The organism is Streptococcus sp. HMSC061D10 (genome assembly GCF_001808865.1).
In the GTDB taxonomy this organism is placed as follows: domain Bacteria; phylum Bacillota; class Bacilli; order Lactobacillales; family Streptococcaceae; genus Streptococcus.
This window is the reverse complement of the sequence record NZ_KV795020.1, coordinates 162,104-180,823: the sequence shown is the minus strand read 5'-3', so window position 1 is coordinate 180,823 and position 18,720 is coordinate 162,104. Positions and strand designations below refer to the sequence as shown.

Sequence of the window (18,720 nt, the reverse complement as noted above, 5' to 3'; positions counted from 1 at the left end):
TTTTTCCTTTTATCCAAATGCTTCAAAGGCAGCAACGAGTCGAAGTTTGTTGCTAACAACCAGCTCTCTCCCGTAATAGTCGAGAAATAGTTCAGCATATTTGGGATCTTTTAAGTTGTAATTGAGGGACCAAATTGCCCAAAAGAGATCGATATGTCGATCACTGAAATCAGCCAAACCAAGATCAATGAAGCAAGAGAAATGGTCAGCATCTTTGAGAATAAAGTTTGGTAGACAGGCGTCCCCGTGAATGAAGGCATCTGTCTTTAAAAGGTGCCCTTGTTCTTGGATGAGTTGGAAGGCCTCTTCGCGACTGCTAATCTGGAATTGGGGTAGGAGCGCCTTGGCATAGAACTCACCTTTTTCATAGTTTTTAAAGGCTCTGTCTTTGTAGGATTTTAAATGATTTTCTGATGGAAAATTGTGTGGGTTTAAGTTGTGAAGCTTTTTAAGAGCCTCTGCCATTGTTCGGCAGATTTTTTCTGGCTGATCTAAAAAAGCGAGAGCATTACGACCAATAGCCTCTTTAGTCAGGAGGTAGTCTTTATCTGTAGATAGATAGTGGATAACTGGAGTTCCCAGTCCTTTGGTTTCAAACCACCTTGCAATGCCAGCTTCTCGCTCTATTCTTCCCTTTTGATCTATTTTTAAATAGTAACCTGAGTCAAGATAAAGGACACTTGCGCCTGAATGAGAAGAGCTGTCAGAAAGGCTTGCCCCCTCTATATAAGTTCGTAATTGCTCAGGAAAATCCAATGAGGAAAAAGATATCTTTGTATTCATGGTTTTATTGTAACATATTCTTAACCATTGAGAAACTACGTGGTATAATAGACTTATGAATCTAAAAGTCAAACAAAAAATTCCATTAAAAATTAAGCGCATGGGGATTAACGGGGAAGGAATTGGTTTTTTCCAGAAAACCCTCGTTTTTGTTCCAGGTGCCCTCAAGGGAGAAGATATCTATTGTCAGGTGACTTCGGTTAAGCGTAACTACGTTGAGGCTAAACTGCTTGAGGTCAATAAAAAATCTAAGTTTCGAGTGGTTCCAGACTGTACCATTTATAATGAGTGTGGAGGCTGTCAAATCATGCATCTGCATTATGACAAGCAGCTGGAGTTCAAGACAGATCTCCTTCATCAAGCTCTGAAGAAATTTGCACCTGCTGGCTATGAAAACTATGAAATCAGACCAACCATTGGCATGCAGAAACCCAAGTATTATCGGGCTAAACTGCAATTTCAAACGCGAAAGTTTAAAGGTCAAGTCAAGGCAGGTTTGTATGCTCAGAATTCTCACTACTTGGTTGAGCTAAAAGACTGTCTGGTTCAAGACAAGGAGACGCAGATTATTGCCAATCGCATTGCTGAACTCTTGACCTATCATCAAATTCCGATTACAGATGAACGGAAAATTCTTGGGGTTCGGACTATCATGGTTCGTCGAGCACGGAAAACTGGGCAGGTTCAAATCATTATCGTCACCAACCGTCAATTGAATCTGACTCTCTTAGTTCAAGACCTAGTCAAGGATTTTCCAGAAGTGGTGACAGTTGCAGTCAATACCAATACTGCAAAAACCAGTGAGATTTATGGAGACAAGACCGAGATTATTTGGGGGCAGGATAGCATACGCGAGGGTGTTCTTGATTATGAATTTTCTCTTTCACCACGAGCTTTTTACCAGCTCAATCCTGAACAGACAGAAATTCTCTATAGTGAAGCCGTTAAGGCCTTAGACGTAAATGAGAATGACCATCTGATTGATGCCTATTGTGGTGTTGGGACCATTGGTTTTGCCTTTGCTAAGAAAGTCAAAAGCTTGAGAGGGATGGATATTATTCCAGAAGCTATTGAGGATGCCAAAGAAAATGCTAAGCGCATGGGTTATACCAATACTCACTATGAAGCAGGAACTGCAGAAGAAATCATCCCCCGTTGGTACAAGGAAGGCTATCGTGCAGATGCTTTGATTGTGGACCCGCCACGTACAGGTTTAGATGATAAGCTCTTGGATACTATTGCCAAGTATGCTCCTGAAAAGATGGTCTATGTTTCCTGCAATGTGTCTACCTTGGCGCGTGATTTAGTCCGTCTGGTAGAGGTCTATGATCTACACTATATCCAGTCTGTTGATATGTTTCCACACACGGCTAGAACAGAAGCAGTGGTCAAATTAACCAGGAGAAAGCCAGCTTCTAGATAAAAACGGCAACTGGAAAGTTTTTGAAAAGAAGACTTCTAGTTACAGAGTAAGATTTGCAAGCTATCTTTAAATATGATAAAATAAGTAGAAAATAAAATGAAAAAAGAGGTATGTGAAATGTCACGTAAACCATTTATCGCTGGTAACTGGAAAATGAACAAAAACCCAGAAGAAGCAAAAGCATTCGTTGAAGCTGTAGCATCAAAACTTCCTTCAGCAGACCTTGTTGAAGCAGGTATCGCAGCTCCAGCTCTTGATTTGACAACTGTTCTTGCTGCTGCTAAAGGTTCAAACCTTAAAGTTGCTGCTCAAAACTGCTACTTTGAAAATGCTGGTGCTTTCACTGGTGAAACTAGCCCACAAGTTTTGAAAGAAATCGGTACTGACTACGTTGTTATCGGTCACTCAGAACGTCGTGACTACTTCCACGAAACAGACGAAGACATCAACAAAAAAGCAAAAGCAATCTTTGCTAACGGTATGCTTCCAATCATCTGTTGTGGTGAAAGCCTTGAAACTTACGAAGCTGGTAAAGCAGCTGAATTCGTAGGTGCTCAAGTTTCTGCTGCTCTTGCTGGATTGACTGCAGAACAAGTAGCTTCAACAGTTATCGCATACGAGCCAATCTGGGCTATCGGTACTGGTAAATCAGCTTCACAAGACGATGCACAAAAAATGTGTAAAGTTGTTCGTGACGTTGTAGCTGCTGACTTCGGTCAAGAAGTAGCTGACAAAGTACGTGTTCAATACGGTGGTTCAGTTAAACCTGAAAACGTTGCTGAATACATGGCTTGTCCAGACGTTGACGGAGCTCTTGTTGGTGGTGCATCACTTGACCCAGAAAGCTTCTTGGCATTGCTTGACTTTGTAAAATAAGCTTCAAATATCTGAGACAGACAGTTCCCTCCCTCGAGGTTAAGACTGCCTGTCTTCTTTTTAGTAAAATGGCGTGCGAAAGCACGCTCTTTTCTGCATTTTAGAAGAAAAAGAAAGGAGAATTATGCTTTATATTTGGTCTTATCTCAAACGCTATCCTAAGTGGTTAGTGTTAGACTTTCTCGGGGCGATTTTCTTTGTCATTGTCAATCTAGGTTTACCAACAGTTTTGGCCCGCATGATTGACCAGGGAATAAACCAAGGTGATCAGGATAAACTCTATTTTTGGGCCATCATCATGTTGGTTATTATCGTCTTGGGAACATTTGGGCGGGTTGTTCTAGCTTATGCTGCTAGTAAATTGACCACGAATATGGTTAAGGACATGCGGGATGATGTCTATGCTAAGCTGCAAGAGTATTCTCACCACGAATATGAACAAATTGGTGTGTCTTCACTAGTCACTCGTATTACCAGTGACGCCTTTGTCCTCATGCAGTTTGCGGAACAAACGCTTAAGTTGGGTGTTATCACTCCCATGATGATGCTGTCGAGTATTCTCATGATTTTCTTGACCAGTCCTTCACTAGCTTGGATTGTGGCTTTTTCCGTTCCTTTTCTAGCTGTAGTAGTCATTTATGTGGCGGTGAAAACGCGTCCCTTATCTGAAAAACAACAGAAAACTTTGGATAAGATTAACCAGTATGTCCGTGAAAATTTGATGGGGCTACGAGTGATTCGTGCCTTTGCTCGTGAAGATTTCCAAGAAAAACGTTTCGAAGAGAAAAATGCGATCTATGCGGATAATTCAAATCGTTTGTTCAAATTGACTGGTTTGACGGAGCCACTATTTGTGCAAATCATTATCGCTATGATTGTAGCTATCGTTTGGTTTGCTTTGGATCCTCTCAAACAGGGAAGTTTGCAGATTGGGGATTTGGTGGCCTTTATCGAGTATAGTTTCCACGCTCTCTTGTCCTTCCTTTTCTTGTCAAACCTCTTTACCATGTACCCTAGAACGGCCGTATCCAGTGAACGCTTGAAGGAAATCATGGATATGCCGATTTCCATTGATCCAAATGAGGACGGAATTCAAGAAACAGAAACCCATGGTTATCTAGAATTTGATAATGTAACCTTTGCCTATCCTGGGGAAACAGAAAGCCCTGTTTTGCATAACATTTCCTTTACTGCTAAACCGGGAGAAACCATTGCTTTTATCGGCTCAACTGGTTCAGGTAAGTCTACTCTGGTTCAATTGATTCCTCGTTTTTACGATGTTACGCTAGGGAAAATTAAGGTCGATGGTGTTGATGTACGGGATTACCGTCTCAAATCACTCCGTCAGAAGATTGGATTTATTCCACAAAAAGCCTTGCTCTTTACTGGGACTATCGCAGACAATCTCCGTTACGGGAAAGAGGATGCCAGTCATGAGGACTTGCACCAAGCAGCTGATGTAGCCCAAGCCAAAGACTTTATCGAAAGTCGAGAAGAAGGTTTTGCAACGCATCTGGCAGAAGGCGGAAGCAACCTATCAGGTGGTCAGAAGCAACGCTTGTCGATTGCCCGCGCAGTCATCAAGGGTCCATACATCTACATCTTTGATGATTCCTTCTCGGCCTTGGACTACCGTACAGATGCTATTTTGCGCCGTCGTCTCAAGGAAGTGACTCAAGATGCAACGGTATTGATTGTTGCACAGCGTGTTGGAACCATCATGGATGCTGACCAGATTATCGTCCTTGATAAGGGTGAAATCGTTGGTCGTGGCCGTCATGAAGAATTGATGGAAACCAATGACATCTATCGAGAAATTGCTGAGTCGCAGCTGAAAAATGCGTCTCTGACAGAAGAATAGGAGGTAAAGGATGAAACAACAATCTAGTCTAGCTCGTCTATGGAGCTATTTAAAAGCCTACCGATTCTCTGTTTTCTTTGCAGTCTTCTTGAAAATAGTCAGCGTTATTATGAGTGTCATCGAGCCTTTCGTATTGGGACTTGCTATCACTGAGTTAACCAGCAACCTCCTTGCCATGGCAAATGGTGTTGCAGGAGCGGGCATCAATACCAGCTATATTGCAGTAATTCTAGTGATCTATCTCTTGCGTGGGCTTCTTTATGAGTTGGGGTCTTACTACTCAAACTACTTTATGACCAATGCTGTGCAGTCTATGGTACAGGATTTGCGAAATGAAATGAGTGAAAAAATCAATCGTATCCCAGTATCCTACTTTGACAAACACCAGTTTGGAGATTTGCTAGGTCGCTTTACCAGTGATGTTGAAACTGTTTCGAACGCTCTACAACAATCTTTCTTACAGATTGTTAATGCAGTCTTTACCATTATTTTTGTTATGGGTATGGTCCTCTATCTCAATCTTCAGTTGGCTATCATTGTTATCTTGTCGATTCCAGTGACTTATTTTGGAGCTAAAACGATTCTAAATCGTTCGCAGCCGTACTTTAAACAGCAGGCAGCTATATTGGGACGAATGAATGGATTTGTGCAAGAAAACTTGACAGGTTTTAATGTTTTAAAACTTTTCGGACGTGAAGAAAACTCTCAAGAGAGATTTGAAAAGATTACGGATGAATTACAACAAGTCGGATTTAAGGCGAGTTTTATTTCAGGTTTGATGATGCCTGCCCTTCACATCGTATCTGATTTAACCTACCTGATTGTTGCAGTATTAGGTGGATTGCAGGTTATTGCAGGGCGCTTGACGATTGGTAATATGCAAGCTTTCGTTCAGTATGTGTGGCAGGTCAGTCAACCAATTCAAAATATCACTCAATTAGCAGGACAAATGCAAAGTGCTAAGTCTTCGCTTGATCGTGTCTTTGAAGTTTTGGATGAACAGGAAGAAGTCCAAGCTACTGAAGTGAAAGAACTAGCACCATTGACAGGTCAAGTTAGTTTCAAGAATGTCGATTTCCAATACGTGGAAAACAAACCATTGATTCGCGATTTCAACCTAGATGTTGAACCTGGAGAGATGGTAGCTATCGTTGGACCTACTGGAGCAGGGAAAACAACCTTGATTAACCTTCTCATGCGTTTTTATGATGTGACCGCAGGTGCCATTTTAGTGGATGGCCAAGATATTCGTGAGCTGTCTCGTCAGGACTATCGTCGACAGTTTGGTATGGTCCTACAGGATGCCTGGCTCTATGAAGGTAGTATCAAGGAAAATCTTCGCTTTGGAAATCTTGAGGCAACAGATGAAGAAATCGTTGAAGCTGCTAAGGCGGCCAATGTTGACCACTTTATCCGCACCCTTCCTGGTGGTTATAACATGGAAATGAACCAAGAATCAAGTAATATTTCTCTTGGTCAGAAACAGCTTTTAACCATCGCGCGTGCACTCTTAGCGGATCCAAAAATACTAATCCTTGATGAAGCGACATCATCAGTCGATACCCGCTTGGAGCTTTTGATTCAAAAGGCTATGAAACGTTTGATGAAGGGAAGAACGAGCTTTGTCATTGCCCATCGCCTTTCAACTATTCAGGAAGCGGACAAGATATTGGTACTTAAAGATGGACAGATTATCGAACAAGGAAATCATGAAAGTCTTTTAAACGCAAAAGGTTTCTATTATGACCTTTATCAAAGTCAATTTTCGAATAAAAATAGAGAAAATAGCTAGGATAAATAGCCACTCATTTTCTTAAATTATCAGTCAATTAGAACTTTTTTAATATGAGTTAATTTCCTTGCTTTTGTCTACTAGGAGTAGTATACTGATGTAGTAATCAATAAATATGGTTGCAAAAATTATATTACGAGGTGAGAAACATGGTTGAATTAAAAAAAGATGCTTTAAAAGATGTAACAACATTATCTAAATCAGCGCCTGAAGCGCTAGCAAAAACAAAGGAAGTTTTGAATCAATCCGTAGCTGACTTGTACGTAGCACATATTGCTCTTCATCAAGTACACTGGTACATGCGTGGACGTGGTTTCCAAGTATGGCATCCTAAGATGGATGAATACATGGATAGTCTAGATGCTTACCTTGATGAAATCAGCGAACGTTTGATCACTCTTGGTGGCAAACCATACTCTACTCTGACAGAGTTCCTTCAACACAGTGAAATCGAAGAAGAAGTTGGAGAGTTCCGCAATGTAGAAGAAAGTTTGGAACGTGTTCTTGAAATTTATCGTTACCTTATCACTCTTTTCCAAAAAGCTTTGGATGTGACTGATGAAGAAGGCGATGATGTAACCAATGATATTTTTGTTGGTGCTAAGGCAGATCTTGAAAAAACTGTCTGGATGCTTGCTGCAGAATTAGGACAAGCACCTGGTTTGTAAGATACTCTATTTTGTCAAAAATCCGTAGAGAACTTCTACGGATTTTTTCTATTTCGAAGGGCGTTCCAAAACAGTCTTTTTTGAAGATTTTTGATAAAATAGAACTATCAATAAAAAGGATGAAAGCATGACAAAGAAAATCGTAGCCATCTGGGCACAAGATGAAAAGGGTGTAATCGGAAAAGAGGATCGCTTACCATGGCATTTGCCAGCAGAGTTAAAACATTTCAAAGAAACAACCTTGAATCATGCCATTTTAATGGGACGTGTAACCTTTGATGGAATGGGACGACGTTTGTTACCAGGCCGTGAAACCCTAATTTTAACACGAAATACACAGGAGTCTATTGAGGGTGTTCTGGTTTTCCAAAATGTTGAGGATGTTTTAGACTGGTACCATAACCAGGATAAAAATCTCTATATCATTGGGGGTAAGCAGATTTTTCAGCTTTTTGAACCTTATCTCGATGAAATTATTGTGACACAAATCCATGCTCAAGTTGAAGGGGATACTTTTTTTCCGGAAGATTTTGACTTGACTGTTTTTGAGACTGTTGCAAGCAAATCTTATACTAGAGATGAGAAAAATGCCTATGATTTTACCATCGAATATAGAAAGAGAAAGGAAGTCTAATGGAGCGTAGTATTTTTGGATTTTTTACAGCTCTTTTGTGTGCTGTCTGTTTTGTAGCTGGAACACACGCTTTTCGTAAAAAGCGCTTTGGACTTGCTACTCTACTTTGGCTTAATGCCTTTACAAACTTGGTGAATAGCATTCATGCTTTTTATATGACCTTATTTTAGAGAGAATGAATAATTAGAACGGAAGGGAATCATGCCTACAAATAGGAAAAATGATATGATGGTTTATTGCTCATTTTGTGGCAAAAGCCAAGAAGAAGTTAAAAAAATAATCGCTGGGAACAATGCCTTTATCTGTAATGAATGTGTGGAGTTGGCCCAGGAGATTATTCGTGAGGAGTTGGCTGAGGAAGTCTTGGCAGACTTATCTGAAGTACCAAAACCAATCGAACTCCTAAACATTTTGAACCACTATGTGATTGGTCAAGATCGTGCCAAACGTGCTCTGGCAGTAGCTGTATATAACCACTACAAACGCATCAATTTCCATGACACTCGTGAAGAGACTGAAGATGTTGATTTGCAAAAATCAAACATTCTAATGATTGGCCCAACAGGATCAGGGAAGACTTTCCTTGCTCAAACTCTTGCTAAAAGTTTGAATGTACCTTTTGCAATCGCTGACGCAACAGCACTTACTGAGGCTGGTTATGTTGGTGAGGATGTGGAAAATATCCTCCTCAAACTCTTGCAGGCAGCTGACTTTAACATCGAACGTGCAGAACGTGGAATTATCTACGTGGATGAGATTGACAAGATTGCTAAGAAGAGCGAGAACGTGTCTATCACGCGTGATGTTTCTGGTGAAGGGGTGCAACAAGCCCTTCTCAAGATTATCGAAGGAACTGTAGCTAGCGTCCCTCCTCAAGGCGGACGTAAACATCCACAACAAGAAATGATTCAAGTGGATACCAAGAATATCCTCTTCATCGTGGGTGGTGCCTTCGATGGAATCGAAGAAATTGTCAAACAGCGTTTGGGAGAAAAAGTCATTGGTTTCGGACAAAACAACAAGGCCATTGATGAAAATAGCTCTTACATGCAAGAGATCATTGCAGAGGACATTCAAAAATTCGGTATTATCCCTGAGTTGATAGGGCGCTTGCCTGTCTTTGCAGCTCTGGAGCAGTTGACAGTAGATGACTTGGTTCGCATTTTGAAAGAGCCAAGAAATGCCTTGGTCAAACAATACCAGACCTTGCTTTCATATGACGATGTTGAACTTGAATTTGACGATGAGGCTCTCCAAGAGATTGCCAACAAAGCTATTGAACGTAAGACTGGTGCGCGTGGCCTTCGCTCAATCATCGAAGAAACCATGCTAGACGTTATGTTTGAAGTTCCAAGTCAAGAAAATGTGAAAACAGTTCGTATCACAAAAGAAGCGGTTGACGGAACGGCTAAGCCAATCCTAGAGACAGCCTAGAGGTGATTATGGAAATCAATACACACAATGCTGAGATTTTGCTGAGTGCAGCCAACAAGTCCCACTATCCGCAGGATGAACTTCCTGAGATTGCGCTCGCAGGTCGCTCAAATGTTGGTAAATCAAGTTTTATCAATACCATGCTCAATCGTAAGAATCTAGCTCGTACCTCTGGAAAGCCAGGAAAAACACAACTACTTAATTTCTTTAATATTGATGATAAGATGCGTTTTGTAGATGTACCTGGTTACGGTTATGCTCGTGTTTCCAAAAAGGAACGCGAAAAGTGGGGTCGCATGATTGAGGAGTACTTAACCACTCGTGAAAATCTTCGAGCGGTTGTTAGTCTCGTTGACCTTCGTCATGATCCGACGGCAGATGATGTACAGATGTACGAGTTTCTTAAGTATTATGAGATTCCTGTCATCATTGTGGCGACCAAGGCAGACAAGATTCCGCGTGGGAAATGGAACAAGCACGAATCAGCAATTAAAAAGAAATTAAACTTTGATCCAAGCGATGATTTTATCCTCTTTTCATCCGTAACAAAAGCAGGAATGGACCAAGCTTGGGATGCTATTTTAGAAAAATTATGAGGAATACATATGGCAAAAACAATTCATACAGATAAAGCTCCAAAAGCAATCGGACCTTACGTTCAAGGAAAAATCGTTGGCAACCTTTTGTTCGCTAGCGGTCAAGTACCTCTATCTCCTGAAACTGGAGAAATCGTAGGAGAAACAATCCAAGAACAGACAGAACAAGTCTTGAAAAACATTGGAGCTATTTTAGCAGAAGCAGGTACAGATTTTGACCATGTTGTTAAAACAACTTGTTTCTTGAGTGATATAAACGACTTTGTACCTTTTAATGAGGTATACCAAACAGCCTTTAACAAAGAATTTCCAGCTCGTTCAGCTGTGGAAGTAGCTCGTCTTCCTCGCGATGTAAAAGTCGAAATTGAAGTCATCGCAGAGATTGGATAAGCTAGTAGAAGTTTGGTTCTTCCAAACTTCTTTTGATATAAGGAGACAAAGATGACAAAGAAACAACTTCACCTGGTGATTGTAACAGGGATGAGTGGTGCAGGAAAAACTGTAGCCATTCAATCCTTTGAAGATTTAGGATATTTTACCATTGATAATATGCCGCCTGCCCTCTTACCAAAGTTTTTACAGTTGGTTGAGACCAAGGATGATGATCATAAGTTGGCCCTAGTGGTTGATATGCGTAGTCGTTCTTTCTTCTCAGAGATTCAGGCTGTCTTGGATGAATTGGAAAATCAAGATGATTTGGACTTTAAAATCCTCTTTTTGGATGCAGCAGATAAGGAATTGGTGGCACGTTATAAGGAAACTAGAAGAAGTCACCCTCTGGCAGCAGATGGTCGTATTTTGGACGGAATTAAGCTGGAACGTGAACTCTTGGCACCCTTGAAAAATATGAGTCAAAACGTGGTTGACACAACAGAGTTAACTCCTCGTGAACTCCGTAAGACCATTGCAGAGCAGTTTTCAGACCAAGAACGGGCTCAGTCCTTCCGAATCGAGGTGATGTCTTTCGGGTTTAAATATGGCATTCCTATTGATGCTGACTTGGTATTTGATGTCCGTTTCCTCCCAAATCCCTACTATCTACCAGAACTTCGCAATCAGACAGGTGAAGACCAGGCCGTTTATGACTATGTTATGAATCATGAGGAATCTGAAGATTTCTACCGTCATTTGTTAGCCTTAATTGAACCAATTCTACCAGGTTATAAAAAAGAAGGAAAATCTGTTTTAACCATTGCAGTGGGTTGTACAGGTGGGCAACACCGAAGCGTTGCCTTCGCTAAACGATTAGCCAATGATTTGGCGAAAAATTGGCCTGTAAACGAAAGCCATCGTGATAAAGACCGAAGAAAGGAAACGGTAAACCGTTCATGAGAAAACCAAAAATTACGGTGATTGGTGGTGGAACCGGTATCCCTGTTATTTTAAAAAGTTTACGGGAAAGAGATGTTGACATTGCAGCCATTGTAACTGTTGCTGATGACGGAGGTTCTTCAGGTGAACTGCGTAAAAATATGCAGCAGTTGACACCACCTGGAGATTTACGCAATGTGCTTGTTGCCATGTCAGATATGCCAAAGTTCTATGAGAAGGTTTTTCAATACCGCTTTTCGGAGGATGCAGGTGCCTTTGCTGGACATCCGCTGGGGAATATTCTCATAGCAGGGCTTTCTGAAATGCAGGGTTCAACCTATAATGCTATGCAACTACTGAGTAAATTTTTCCATACGACAGGTAAGATTTATCCATCTAGTGATCATCCCTTGACCTTGCATGCAGTCTTTAAAGATGGTTCAGAAGTAGCTGGGGAAAGTCACATTGCAGACCATCCAGGCATGATTGACCATGTCTATGTTACCAATACCCTGAATGATGAAAAACCGCAGGCTAGCCGTCGAGTTGTCAATACCATTCTTGAGAGTGATATGATTGTCTTAGGGCCTGGTTCACTCTTTACCTCCATTTTGCCGAATATTGTCATTGAAGAGATTGGACAAGCCCTTCTTGAAACCAAAGCAGAGGTGGCTTATGTTTGCAATATCATGACACAACGTGGTGAGACTGAGCATTTTACAGATAGTGATCATGTGGAAGTCTTGCATCGTCATCTTGGTCGTCCCTTTATTGATACAGTACTTGTTAATATCGAAAAGGTTCCAAGAGACTATATGGACACCAACCGTTTCGATGAGTATCTAGTTCAGGTTGAGCATGATTTCGATGGTTTGCATCAACAAGTTCCCCGTGTCATTTCATCCAACTTCCTACGTTTGGAAAATGGTGGTGCCTTCCATGATGGTGACTTAATCGTGGATGAATTAATGCATATCATACAGGTGAGAAAATGAGTTTCACAGTAGCAGTAAAAGAAGAAATCCTAGGTCAACACCACCTGAGTCGCTATGAGTTATCAGCCATTATCAAGATGTCTGGAAGCGTAGGTTTGTCTAGTTCTGGCTTGACCTTGTCCGTTGTTACAGAGAGTGCCAAGCTTGCCCGCCATCTCTATGAATCGTTCTTGCACTTTTATGGTATCAAGTCGGAGATTCGTCATCATCAGAGAAGCAATCTTCGTAAAAATCGGGTCTATACTGTGTTTACAGATGAACAAGTCCAAGAACTTTTAGCGGATTTGCGTTTGGCTGATTCTTTCTTTGGTCTGGAGACGGGAATTGATCCGGATATTTTAGAAGATGAAGAAGCAGGTCGTGCCTATCTTTGTGGTGCATTTTTAGCAAATGGGAGCATTCGAGATCCCGAGTCAGGCAAGTATCAGCTGGAAATTAGTTCAGTTTATCTGGACCATGCCCAAGGGATCGCTTCGCTCTTGCAGCAGTTCTTGTTAGATGCCAAGGTGATTGAACGAAAAAAAGGTGCAGTGACCTATCTCCAACGAGCTGAAGATATTATGGATTTCCTGATTTTAGTGGGAGCCATGGAGGCGCGAGATACTTTTGAAGGTGTCAAGATTCTCCGAGAAACTCGTAATGATCTCAATCGTGCCAATAATGCAGAGACGGCTAATATTGCTCGTACGGTTTCAGCGAGTATGAAAACCATTAACAATATCAGTAAAATCAAAGATAGAATTGGCTTAGATAATCTTCCAGCAGACTTGCAGGAAGTTGCCCGTCTGCGTATTCAGCATCCAGACTATTCTATTCAAAAGTTGGCAGATAGTCTGACAAATCCACTCACCAAAAGTGGTGTCAATCATCGACTGAGAAAGATTAACAAAATTGCAGAGGAATTGTAAAAACCACGAATCGTATAATTCGTGGTTCTTTTCTTATAGACTTGTAGAGTGTTTTGGTTGAACTTTTTGTTCTGGGTCAATGTAGTTAATGGCATTGTTGACAGCAGTTGGTGCTTCACCTAAACCGGTCGCAATCAAGTCAATCTTACCTTCGTAGTAGCAGCAGTCACCGATAGCGTAAATTCCAGCTTGGCTTGACTCCTGCTTGCTATTGACGATAATCTTGTGACGGTTAAGGTCAAGTCCCCATTTTTTAAGATTACCTACAGAAGATTTGAAGCCATAGTTGACAAAGAGATGATCGAGTTCAATGCTTTCAGTCTCATCGGATTTAACTTTTGTGATTTCAAGCTTATCAAGAGTTTGGCCATCACTAAGAAGTTGACTCGGCACAAATGGTGTTTTGATAGTCACAGAAGACTCTTGCAAGGCTTGGACGCTATGCTCAAGAGCACGGAAGTTATCGCGACGATGCACAAGTGTAGTTGGAGCAATCTTTTCAAAAGCTAGTGCCCAGTCAACGGCTGAGTCCCCACCACCCAGGATGGTTACCTTCTGACCAGCGTATTGTTGAATATTAGAAACGTGGTAGTGGATATTGTCATAGCCTTCTACACCTTCCAATTCAAGTGGACGTGGTTTGAAAGCACCTCCTCCCATAGCAATAATAACGGTTTTAGAAGTATGATTTCCCTTATTAGTTGTAATCTTAAAAACATCATCCTCTTTTTCAATCTCAAGAACAGTTTCATTGAGGTGAACAGGCGTCTCAAACCCTTCAAGTTGTTCCAAAAGGCGGTTAGTCAATTCTTCCCCTGTGAGGTTTGGAAAACCTGGAACATCGAGAATTTGTTTTTCAGGATATAGGATGGCAGGTTGACCACCTAGTTGAGGAAGAGAATCGATGATTTGTACTTTGGCTTGACGAAGGTGAGCATAAAAGGCAGCGAAAAGACCGACAGGTCCACCTCCTACAATGGTGATATCATATAGTTCAGACATGGTTTCTCCTTAATTCATTTCTATCATTTTATTCTATCATATTTTCTACCAATTTAAAATGAAGTAGGGGGAAGAAAATTTTCATATAAAATGATATAATGAAGAGTAGCTTTTTTATGGAGAGGAGGCCTAGAATGAATTTTCAACAATTATCTAATCTTCAATACTGGTCTAGTTTATTTTCCAGTCCTTGGAGTATTCTGATAAATGTGATTGATATTCTTATCGTTGCCTATATCTTATACCAATTTACAAAATCAATTGCAGGAACCAAGATTATGATCCTGGTTCGAGGTGTTTTAGTTTTTATCTTAGCTCAGATAGCAGCAAATACCCTAGGCTTGACAACTATTTCCTGGTTGATCAATCAATTGATTACTTACGGTGTTATCGCAGCGGTAGTTATTTTCTCTCCAGAAATTCGGACAGGTTTAGAGCGTTTGGGACGTGCGACTGATTTCTTTTCAAGTACACCAATGAGTTCAGAAGAACAGATGATTCAGGCCTTTGTTAAAGCGGTAGAATATATGAGCCCTCGTAAAATTGGAGCACTGGTCTCTGTTCAGCGTGTCAGAACCTTGCAGGAATATATTTCCACGGGGATTCCTTTAGATGCTAAGATTTCTGCAGAACTCTTAATCAATATCTTCATTCCAAACACACCTTTACATGATGGTGCAGTCATTATAAAAGGGGATCGAATAGCTGTAACATCTGCTTATCTTCCACTTACCGAAAACACTGGTATTTCTAAGGAGTTTGGAACACGACACCGTGCAGCTATTGGTTTATCTGAAGTATCAGACGCCTTAACATTTGTTGTGTCAGAAGAAACTGGAGGCATTTCCATTACCTATAATGGTGTCTTTAAGCATGATTTAACGATGGAAGAATTTGAGGAAGAACTACGTCGTATACTGATTCCGGAAAATTCACAAGAGCCAAGCTTAACAGAGCGTATATTAGGAGGCTGGAAGAATGAAAAAAAATAGTTTATATATCATCTCCTCACTCCTATTTGCTTGCGTTTTATTTATCTACGCTACCTCTATTAATTACCAAAATAATAATAATGCAAGACCAGCTCGAACAGAAACCTATACCAATACGGTCGTAAATGTACCGATTGATATTCAGTACGATAGCGAGCAGTATTTTATTAGCGGTTTTAGTTCAGAAGTAACGGTATTTTTAACTGGATCCAATCGAGTGACCTTGGCTAGTGAGATGCAAGAAAGCACTCGTAAATTCAAGGTTATTGCAGATTTGACACAAGCTACTGAAGGAACCGTTGAAGTTCCCTTGACCATTGAGAATCTTCCGAGCGGTTTAACAGCCCTAGCAACACCACAGAAAATCACCGTTAAAATTGGGAAGAAGGCAACACGGGATAATTTACCAGTCACTCCACAGATCGACTCTGGTAAGGTTGATGAACGAATTCTCATCGATAGTGTGACCGTTTCAGACGAACGCGTTTCGGTTACTAGTGATACCGATACCTTATCTAAGATTGATAAGATTGTGGCTGTCTTACCAACGAGTGAAAAAATTACAGGAAATTATACAGGTTCAGTTCCCTTACAAGCTATTGATAAGAATGGAACAGTTTTACCAACGGTGATTACACCGTATGAAACAACCATGAAGATAACAACGAAACAAGCTAGATCAGCAAGTAGTTCTACCTCTTCAACGACTAGCTCATCTTCAACGAAATCTTCTACTACAGGGTCTGAAACCAAACCAGACTATTCAAAGAAAGACTAAAAAATTAGAAAAGGATATAACATGGGTAAATATTTTGGAACGGATGGAGTCCGTGGAGAAGCAAACGTAGAACTTACGCCAGAATTAGCTTTTAAATTGGGACGTTTTGGAGGTTATGTTCTCAGTCAACATACGACTGAAGCACCAAAAGTTTTTGTAGGACGTGACACTCGTATCTCAGGTCAAATGCTAGAAGCAGCTTTGATTGCTGGCCTCCTTTCAGTGGGAATTCACGTTTATAAGCTTGGAGTTCTTGCAACACCAGCAGTAGCTTATCTTGTTAAAACAGAAGGTGCGAGCGCAGGTGTTATGATTTCAGCTAGTCACAACCCAGCCCTTGATAATGGAATTAAATTCTTTGGTAGTGACGGCTTTAAACTAGACGATGACAAAGAAGCAGAAATCGAAGCCTTGCTTGATGCCAGTGAAGATACTCTCCCGCGTCCAAGTGCAGAAGGCTTGGGTACGGTTGTTGACTACCCGGAAGGTTTACGTAAGTATGAATCCTATCTTGTTTCAACTGGAACTCCTCTTGAAGGGATGAAGGTTGCTTTGGACACTGCTAACGGAGCAGCTGCAACAAGTGCTCGTCAAATTTTTGCAGACCTAGGTGCTCAATTAACAGTTATCGGTGAAACACCAGATGGCCTTAACATCAACTTGAACGTTGGTTCAACTCATCCAGAAGCTTTGCAAGAACTTGTAAAAGAAAGCGGGTCAGCTATCGGTTTAGCCTTTGATGGTGATAGCGACCGTTTGATTGCTGTTGATGAAAATGGCGAAATTGTCGATGGTGACAAGATTATGTACATCATTGGGAAATACCTCTCTGAAAAAGGTCAATTGGCTCAAAACACGATTGTGACAACAGTTATGTCCAACCTCGGTTTCCATAAAGCCTTGGATCGTGAAGGGATCAATAAAGCAGTCACTGCTGTTGGAGACCGCTATGTAGTTGAAGAAATGAGAAAATCTGGCTACAATCTCGGAGGTGAGCAGTCAGGTCACGTTATCTTGATGGACTATAATACTACTGGTGATGGTCAGCTTTCAGCTGTTCAATTGACCAAGATCATGCAAGAAACAGGTAAGAGTTTGTCTCAATTGGCCTCAGAAGTGACAATTTACCCACAAAAATTGGTCAATATCCGTGTGGAAAATACCATGAAAGAAAAAGCTATGGAAGTTCCTGCTATCAAAGCTATTATCGAGAAGATGGAAGAAGAAATGGCAGGAAATGGTCGCATCCTCGTTCGCCCAAGTGGAACGGAGCCACTCTTGCGTGTCATGGCTGAAGCCCCAACCACTGAGGAAGTAGACTACTATGTAGACACTATTGCTGAAGTTGTTAAAACTGAGATTGGTATTTAGTAAATCTAGCAGAAAATAAAAAAATATGGTACAATGGCAACTATATTGTACCAATGGAGATGAAAATGAATTTAAAACGTGAACAAGAATTTGTTAGCCAGTATCACTTCGATGCGCGTAACTTTGAATGGGAAAATGAAAATGGAGCACCTGAAACTAAGGTAGATGTAAACTTCCAGTTGCTTCAGCATGATCAAGAAAATCAAGTTACCTCTTTAGTAGTTGTTTTGAGCTTTATGATTGTCTTTGATAGATTTGTCATTAGTGGAACGATTTCTCAAGTCAACCATGTTGAAGGTCGTATTATCGATCAACCAAGTGATTTCAGCCAAGAAGAGGTTGAGACACTAGCACGTCCATGTTTGGATATGCTTAATCGTTTGACTTATGAAGTAACAGAAATTGCCCTTGATTTACCGGGAATTAATTTGGAGTTTTAAGAAATGAAGTTAGCGGTCATAACAGACTCATCTGCTTTTCTACAAGCGGAAACCTTGCGGAAAGAAGATTTATTTGTGCTAGACATTCCTGTGAATATCGATGGACAGGAGTATGTTGAAGGTGTAAATCTAACCGCTCAAGAATTTTATGAAAAAATGGCTTCAGCAAGCGAATTGCCAAAAACGAGCCAACCAAGTATTGCCAAGTTGGATGAAATTTTATCATCATTAAAAGCTAAAGGCTATACACATGCCTTAGGTCTTTTCCTATCTTCTGGAATTTCAGGATTTTACCAAAACATCCAGTATATGAAGGATGAATATGAAGGGTTAACCATTGCCTTTCCTGATACCCGTATTACAAGCGCTCCCCTAGGCTATATGGTTGAGAGTGTCTTTAAATGGGCAGAGCAAGGAGATGGCTTTGAGTCTATCTTAGAGAAAGTAACTGAACAGATTGAAAATACCTCAGCCTTTATCATGGTGGATGATCTTGACCATCTAGTTAAGGGGGGACGACTCTCTAATGGTGCGGCTATTTTGGGGAATCTCCTTAGTATCAAACCAATCCTATACTTCAATGACCAAGGTGTGATAGAAGTATATGAAAAGGTTCGTACAGAGAAAAAGGCTACAAAACGCTTAGTTGAAATTGTTAAAGAAGCAACAACTAATGGGAATTACCAGATTACTGTCATTCACGGGAATGCTCCTCAAAAAGCAGCAGATTTGCGCCAGCTTTTAATCGATGGTGGAGTGGCTACAGATGTTTCAATTGCAACCTTCGGTAGTGTTATTGGGACTCACCTGGGAGAAGGAAGTATTGCTCTGGGATATACACCCATAATTTAGACTA

General features: G+C 40.8%; 20 protein-coding genes. 18 read left to right on the top strand and 2 right to left on the bottom strand.

Annotated features, from left to right (window positions below; genetic code table 11):
• Nucleotides 1-9: 9 nt before the first annotated feature.
• Nucleotides 10-783, bottom strand: a complete 774-nt coding sequence (locus HMPREF2728_RS07510) for an aminoglycoside 3'-phosphotransferase (RefSeq protein ID WP_075227534.1) — start codon at nt 781-783, stop codon at nt 10-12.
• A 55-nt stretch (nt 784-838) separates the two neighbouring features.
• Here HMPREF2728_RS07510 and rlmD point away from each other — a divergent pair, with 55 nt between their 5' ends.
• The 13 genes from rlmD to whiA all read left to right on the top strand — a co-directional run bounded on the left by rlmD (nt 839) and on the right by whiA (nt 13,281).
• Nucleotides 839-2,206, top strand: coding sequence for a 23S rRNA (uracil(1939)-C(5))-methyltransferase RlmD (gene rlmD, locus HMPREF2728_RS07505; RefSeq protein WP_060955422.1), 1,368 nt, complete (start codon nt 839-841; stop codon nt 2,204-2,206).
• A 117-nt stretch (nt 2,207-2,323) separates the two neighbouring features.
• A complete protein-coding gene (gene tpiA, locus HMPREF2728_RS07500) occupies nt 2,324-3,082 on the top strand; it encodes a triose-phosphate isomerase (protein WP_000087887.1) in 759 nt (252 codons plus the stop codon).
• A 124-nt stretch (nt 3,083-3,206) separates the two neighbouring features.
• On the top strand, nt 3,207-4,943 hold the full coding sequence (locus HMPREF2728_RS07495; RefSeq protein ID WP_075227533.1) for an ABC transporter ATP-binding protein: 1,737 nt from the start codon (nt 3,207-3,209) through the stop codon (nt 4,941-4,943).
• Between the two features lie 10 nt (nt 4,944-4,953).
• Entirely contained in the window at nt 4,954-6,735 is a 1,782-nt protein-coding gene (locus HMPREF2728_RS07490; protein WP_075227532.1) for an ABC transporter ATP-binding protein, read from the top strand.
• A gap of 149 nt (nt 6,736-6,884) precedes the next feature.
• On the top strand, nt 6,885-7,403 hold the full coding sequence (locus HMPREF2728_RS07485; RefSeq protein WP_075227531.1) for a Dps family protein: 519 nt from the start codon (nt 6,885-6,887) through the stop codon (nt 7,401-7,403).
• 127 nt (nt 7,404-7,530) lie between these two features.
• Complete coding sequence (locus tag HMPREF2728_RS07480; protein WP_075227530.1) at nt 7,531-8,037, top strand: dihydrofolate reductase; 507 nt, start codon at nt 7,531-7,533, stop codon at nt 8,035-8,037.
• Nucleotides 8,037-8,207, top strand: coding sequence for a hypothetical protein (locus tag HMPREF2728_RS10680; protein ID WP_000442253.1), 171 nt, complete (start codon nt 8,037-8,039; stop codon nt 8,205-8,207). Before HMPREF2728_RS07480 ends, HMPREF2728_RS10680 begins: the two co-directional genes overlap by 1 nt.
• Before the next feature lie 31 nt (nt 8,208-8,238).
• Complete coding sequence (gene clpX, locus HMPREF2728_RS07475; RefSeq protein WP_075227529.1) at nt 8,239-9,471, top strand: ATP-dependent Clp protease ATP-binding subunit ClpX; 1,233 nt, start codon at nt 8,239-8,241, stop codon at nt 9,469-9,471.
• 8 nt (nt 9,472-9,479) lie between these two features.
• Nucleotides 9,480-10,067 (top strand): ribosome biogenesis GTP-binding protein YihA/YsxC, encoded by a 588-nt coding sequence (gene yihA, locus HMPREF2728_RS07470; protein ID WP_006148034.1) that lies wholly within the window; start codon nt 9,480-9,482, stop codon nt 10,065-10,067.
• 9 nt (nt 10,068-10,076) lie between these two features.
• On the top strand, nt 10,077-10,457 hold the full coding sequence (locus HMPREF2728_RS07465) for a RidA family protein (protein WP_075227528.1): 381 nt from the start codon (nt 10,077-10,079) through the stop codon (nt 10,455-10,457).
• A 51-nt stretch (nt 10,458-10,508) separates the two neighbouring features.
• A complete protein-coding gene (gene rapZ / locus HMPREF2728_RS07460; protein ID WP_075227527.1) occupies nt 10,509-11,399 on the top strand; it encodes an RNase adapter RapZ in 891 nt (296 codons plus the stop codon).
• Nucleotides 11,396-12,373 (top strand): YvcK family protein, encoded by a 978-nt coding sequence (locus tag HMPREF2728_RS07455; protein WP_075227526.1) that lies wholly within the window; start codon nt 11,396-11,398, stop codon nt 12,371-12,373. Before rapZ ends, HMPREF2728_RS07455 begins: the two co-directional genes overlap by 4 nt.
• Nucleotides 12,370-13,281 carry a DNA-binding protein WhiA gene (gene whiA / locus HMPREF2728_RS07450; RefSeq protein ID WP_075227525.1) on the top strand — a complete coding sequence of 304 codons (912 nt, stop codon included), beginning with the start codon at nt 12,370-12,372 and terminating at the stop codon, nt 13,279-13,281. The genes HMPREF2728_RS07455 and whiA overlap by 4 nt, the downstream gene beginning before the upstream one ends.
• 33 nt (nt 13,282-13,314) lie before the next feature.
• On the opposite strand, the gene HMPREF2728_RS07445 is transcribed toward whiA, so the two are convergent.
• Nucleotides 13,315-14,283 (bottom strand): NAD(P)/FAD-dependent oxidoreductase, encoded by a 969-nt coding sequence (locus HMPREF2728_RS07445; RefSeq protein WP_075227524.1) that lies wholly within the window; start codon nt 14,281-14,283, stop codon nt 13,315-13,317.
• A gap of 134 nt (nt 14,284-14,417) precedes the next feature.
• Between HMPREF2728_RS07445 and cdaA the strand changes: the two genes are divergently transcribed.
• The 5 genes from cdaA (at nt 14,418) to HMPREF2728_RS07420 (ending at nt 18,716) form a co-directional block, all read left to right on the top strand.
• Complete coding sequence (gene cdaA, locus HMPREF2728_RS07440; RefSeq protein ID WP_060955431.1) at nt 14,418-15,275, top strand: diadenylate cyclase CdaA; 858 nt, start codon at nt 14,418-14,420, stop codon at nt 15,273-15,275.
• A complete protein-coding gene (locus HMPREF2728_RS07435) occupies nt 15,262-16,053 on the top strand; it encodes a CdaR family protein (RefSeq protein WP_075227523.1) in 792 nt (263 codons plus the stop codon). The genes cdaA and HMPREF2728_RS07435 overlap by 14 nt, the downstream gene beginning before the upstream one ends.
• A gap of 21 nt (nt 16,054-16,074) precedes the next feature.
• The gene (gene glmM, locus HMPREF2728_RS07430) at nt 16,075-17,424 is read left to right on the top strand and encodes a phosphoglucosamine mutase (protein ID WP_075227522.1); all 1,350 of its coding nucleotides are present in this window, start codon (nt 16,075-16,077) and stop codon (nt 17,422-17,424) included.
• A 65-nt stretch (nt 17,425-17,489) separates the two neighbouring features.
• On the top strand, nt 17,490-17,864 hold the full coding sequence (locus HMPREF2728_RS07425) for a DUF1149 family protein (protein ID WP_001050093.1): 375 nt from the start codon (nt 17,490-17,492) through the stop codon (nt 17,862-17,864).
• A 3-nt stretch (nt 17,865-17,867) separates the two neighbouring features.
• Entirely contained in the window at nt 17,868-18,716 is an 849-nt protein-coding gene (locus HMPREF2728_RS07420; RefSeq protein ID WP_075227521.1) for a DegV family protein, read from the top strand.
• Nucleotides 18,717-18,720: the final 4 nt, after the last annotated feature.

Bases quoted from the DNA above. Each gene is read 5' to 3' on its own strand.
- HMPREF2728_RS07510 (WP_075227534.1), bottom strand. From the start codon at position 783: ATGAATACAAAGATATCTTTTTCCTCATTGGATTTTCCTGAGCAATTA.
- rlmD (WP_060955422.1), top strand. From the start codon at position 839: ATGAATCTAAAAGTCAAACAAAAAATTCCATTAAAAATTAAGCGCATG.
- tpiA (WP_000087887.1), top strand. From the start codon at position 2,324: ATGTCACGTAAACCATTTATCGCTGGTAACTGGAAAATGAACAAAAAC.
- HMPREF2728_RS07495 (WP_075227533.1), top strand. From the start codon at position 3,207: ATGCTTTATATTTGGTCTTATCTCAAACGCTATCCTAAGTGGTTAGTG.
- HMPREF2728_RS07490 (WP_075227532.1), top strand. From the start codon at position 4,954: ATGAAACAACAATCTAGTCTAGCTCGTCTATGGAGCTATTTAAAAGCC.
- HMPREF2728_RS07485 (WP_075227531.1), top strand. From the start codon at position 6,885: ATGGTTGAATTAAAAAAAGATGCTTTAAAAGATGTAACAACATTATCT.
- HMPREF2728_RS07480 (WP_075227530.1), top strand. From the start codon at position 7,531: ATGACAAAGAAAATCGTAGCCATCTGGGCACAAGATGAAAAGGGTGTA.
- HMPREF2728_RS10680 (WP_000442253.1), top strand. From the start codon at position 8,037: ATGGAGCGTAGTATTTTTGGATTTTTTACAGCTCTTTTGTGTGCTGTC.
- clpX (WP_075227529.1), top strand. From the start codon at position 8,239: ATGCCTACAAATAGGAAAAATGATATGATGGTTTATTGCTCATTTTGT.
- yihA (WP_006148034.1), top strand. From the start codon at position 9,480: ATGGAAATCAATACACACAATGCTGAGATTTTGCTGAGTGCAGCCAAC.
- HMPREF2728_RS07465 (WP_075227528.1), top strand. From the start codon at position 10,077: ATGGCAAAAACAATTCATACAGATAAAGCTCCAAAAGCAATCGGACCT.
- rapZ (WP_075227527.1), top strand. From the start codon at position 10,509: ATGACAAAGAAACAACTTCACCTGGTGATTGTAACAGGGATGAGTGGT.
- HMPREF2728_RS07455 (WP_075227526.1), top strand. From the start codon at position 11,396: ATGAGAAAACCAAAAATTACGGTGATTGGTGGTGGAACCGGTATCCCT.
- whiA (WP_075227525.1), top strand. From the start codon at position 12,370: ATGAGTTTCACAGTAGCAGTAAAAGAAGAAATCCTAGGTCAACACCAC.
- HMPREF2728_RS07445 (WP_075227524.1), bottom strand. From the start codon at position 14,283: ATGTCTGAACTATATGATATCACCATTGTAGGAGGTGGACCTGTCGGT.
- cdaA (WP_060955431.1), top strand. From the start codon at position 14,418: ATGAATTTTCAACAATTATCTAATCTTCAATACTGGTCTAGTTTATTT.
- HMPREF2728_RS07435 (WP_075227523.1), top strand. From the start codon at position 15,262: ATGAAAAAAAATAGTTTATATATCATCTCCTCACTCCTATTTGCTTGC.
- glmM (WP_075227522.1), top strand. From the start codon at position 16,075: ATGGGTAAATATTTTGGAACGGATGGAGTCCGTGGAGAAGCAAACGTA.
- HMPREF2728_RS07425 (WP_001050093.1), top strand. From the start codon at position 17,490: ATGAATTTAAAACGTGAACAAGAATTTGTTAGCCAGTATCACTTCGAT.
- HMPREF2728_RS07420 (WP_075227521.1), top strand. From the start codon at position 17,868: ATGAAGTTAGCGGTCATAACAGACTCATCTGCTTTTCTACAAGCGGAA.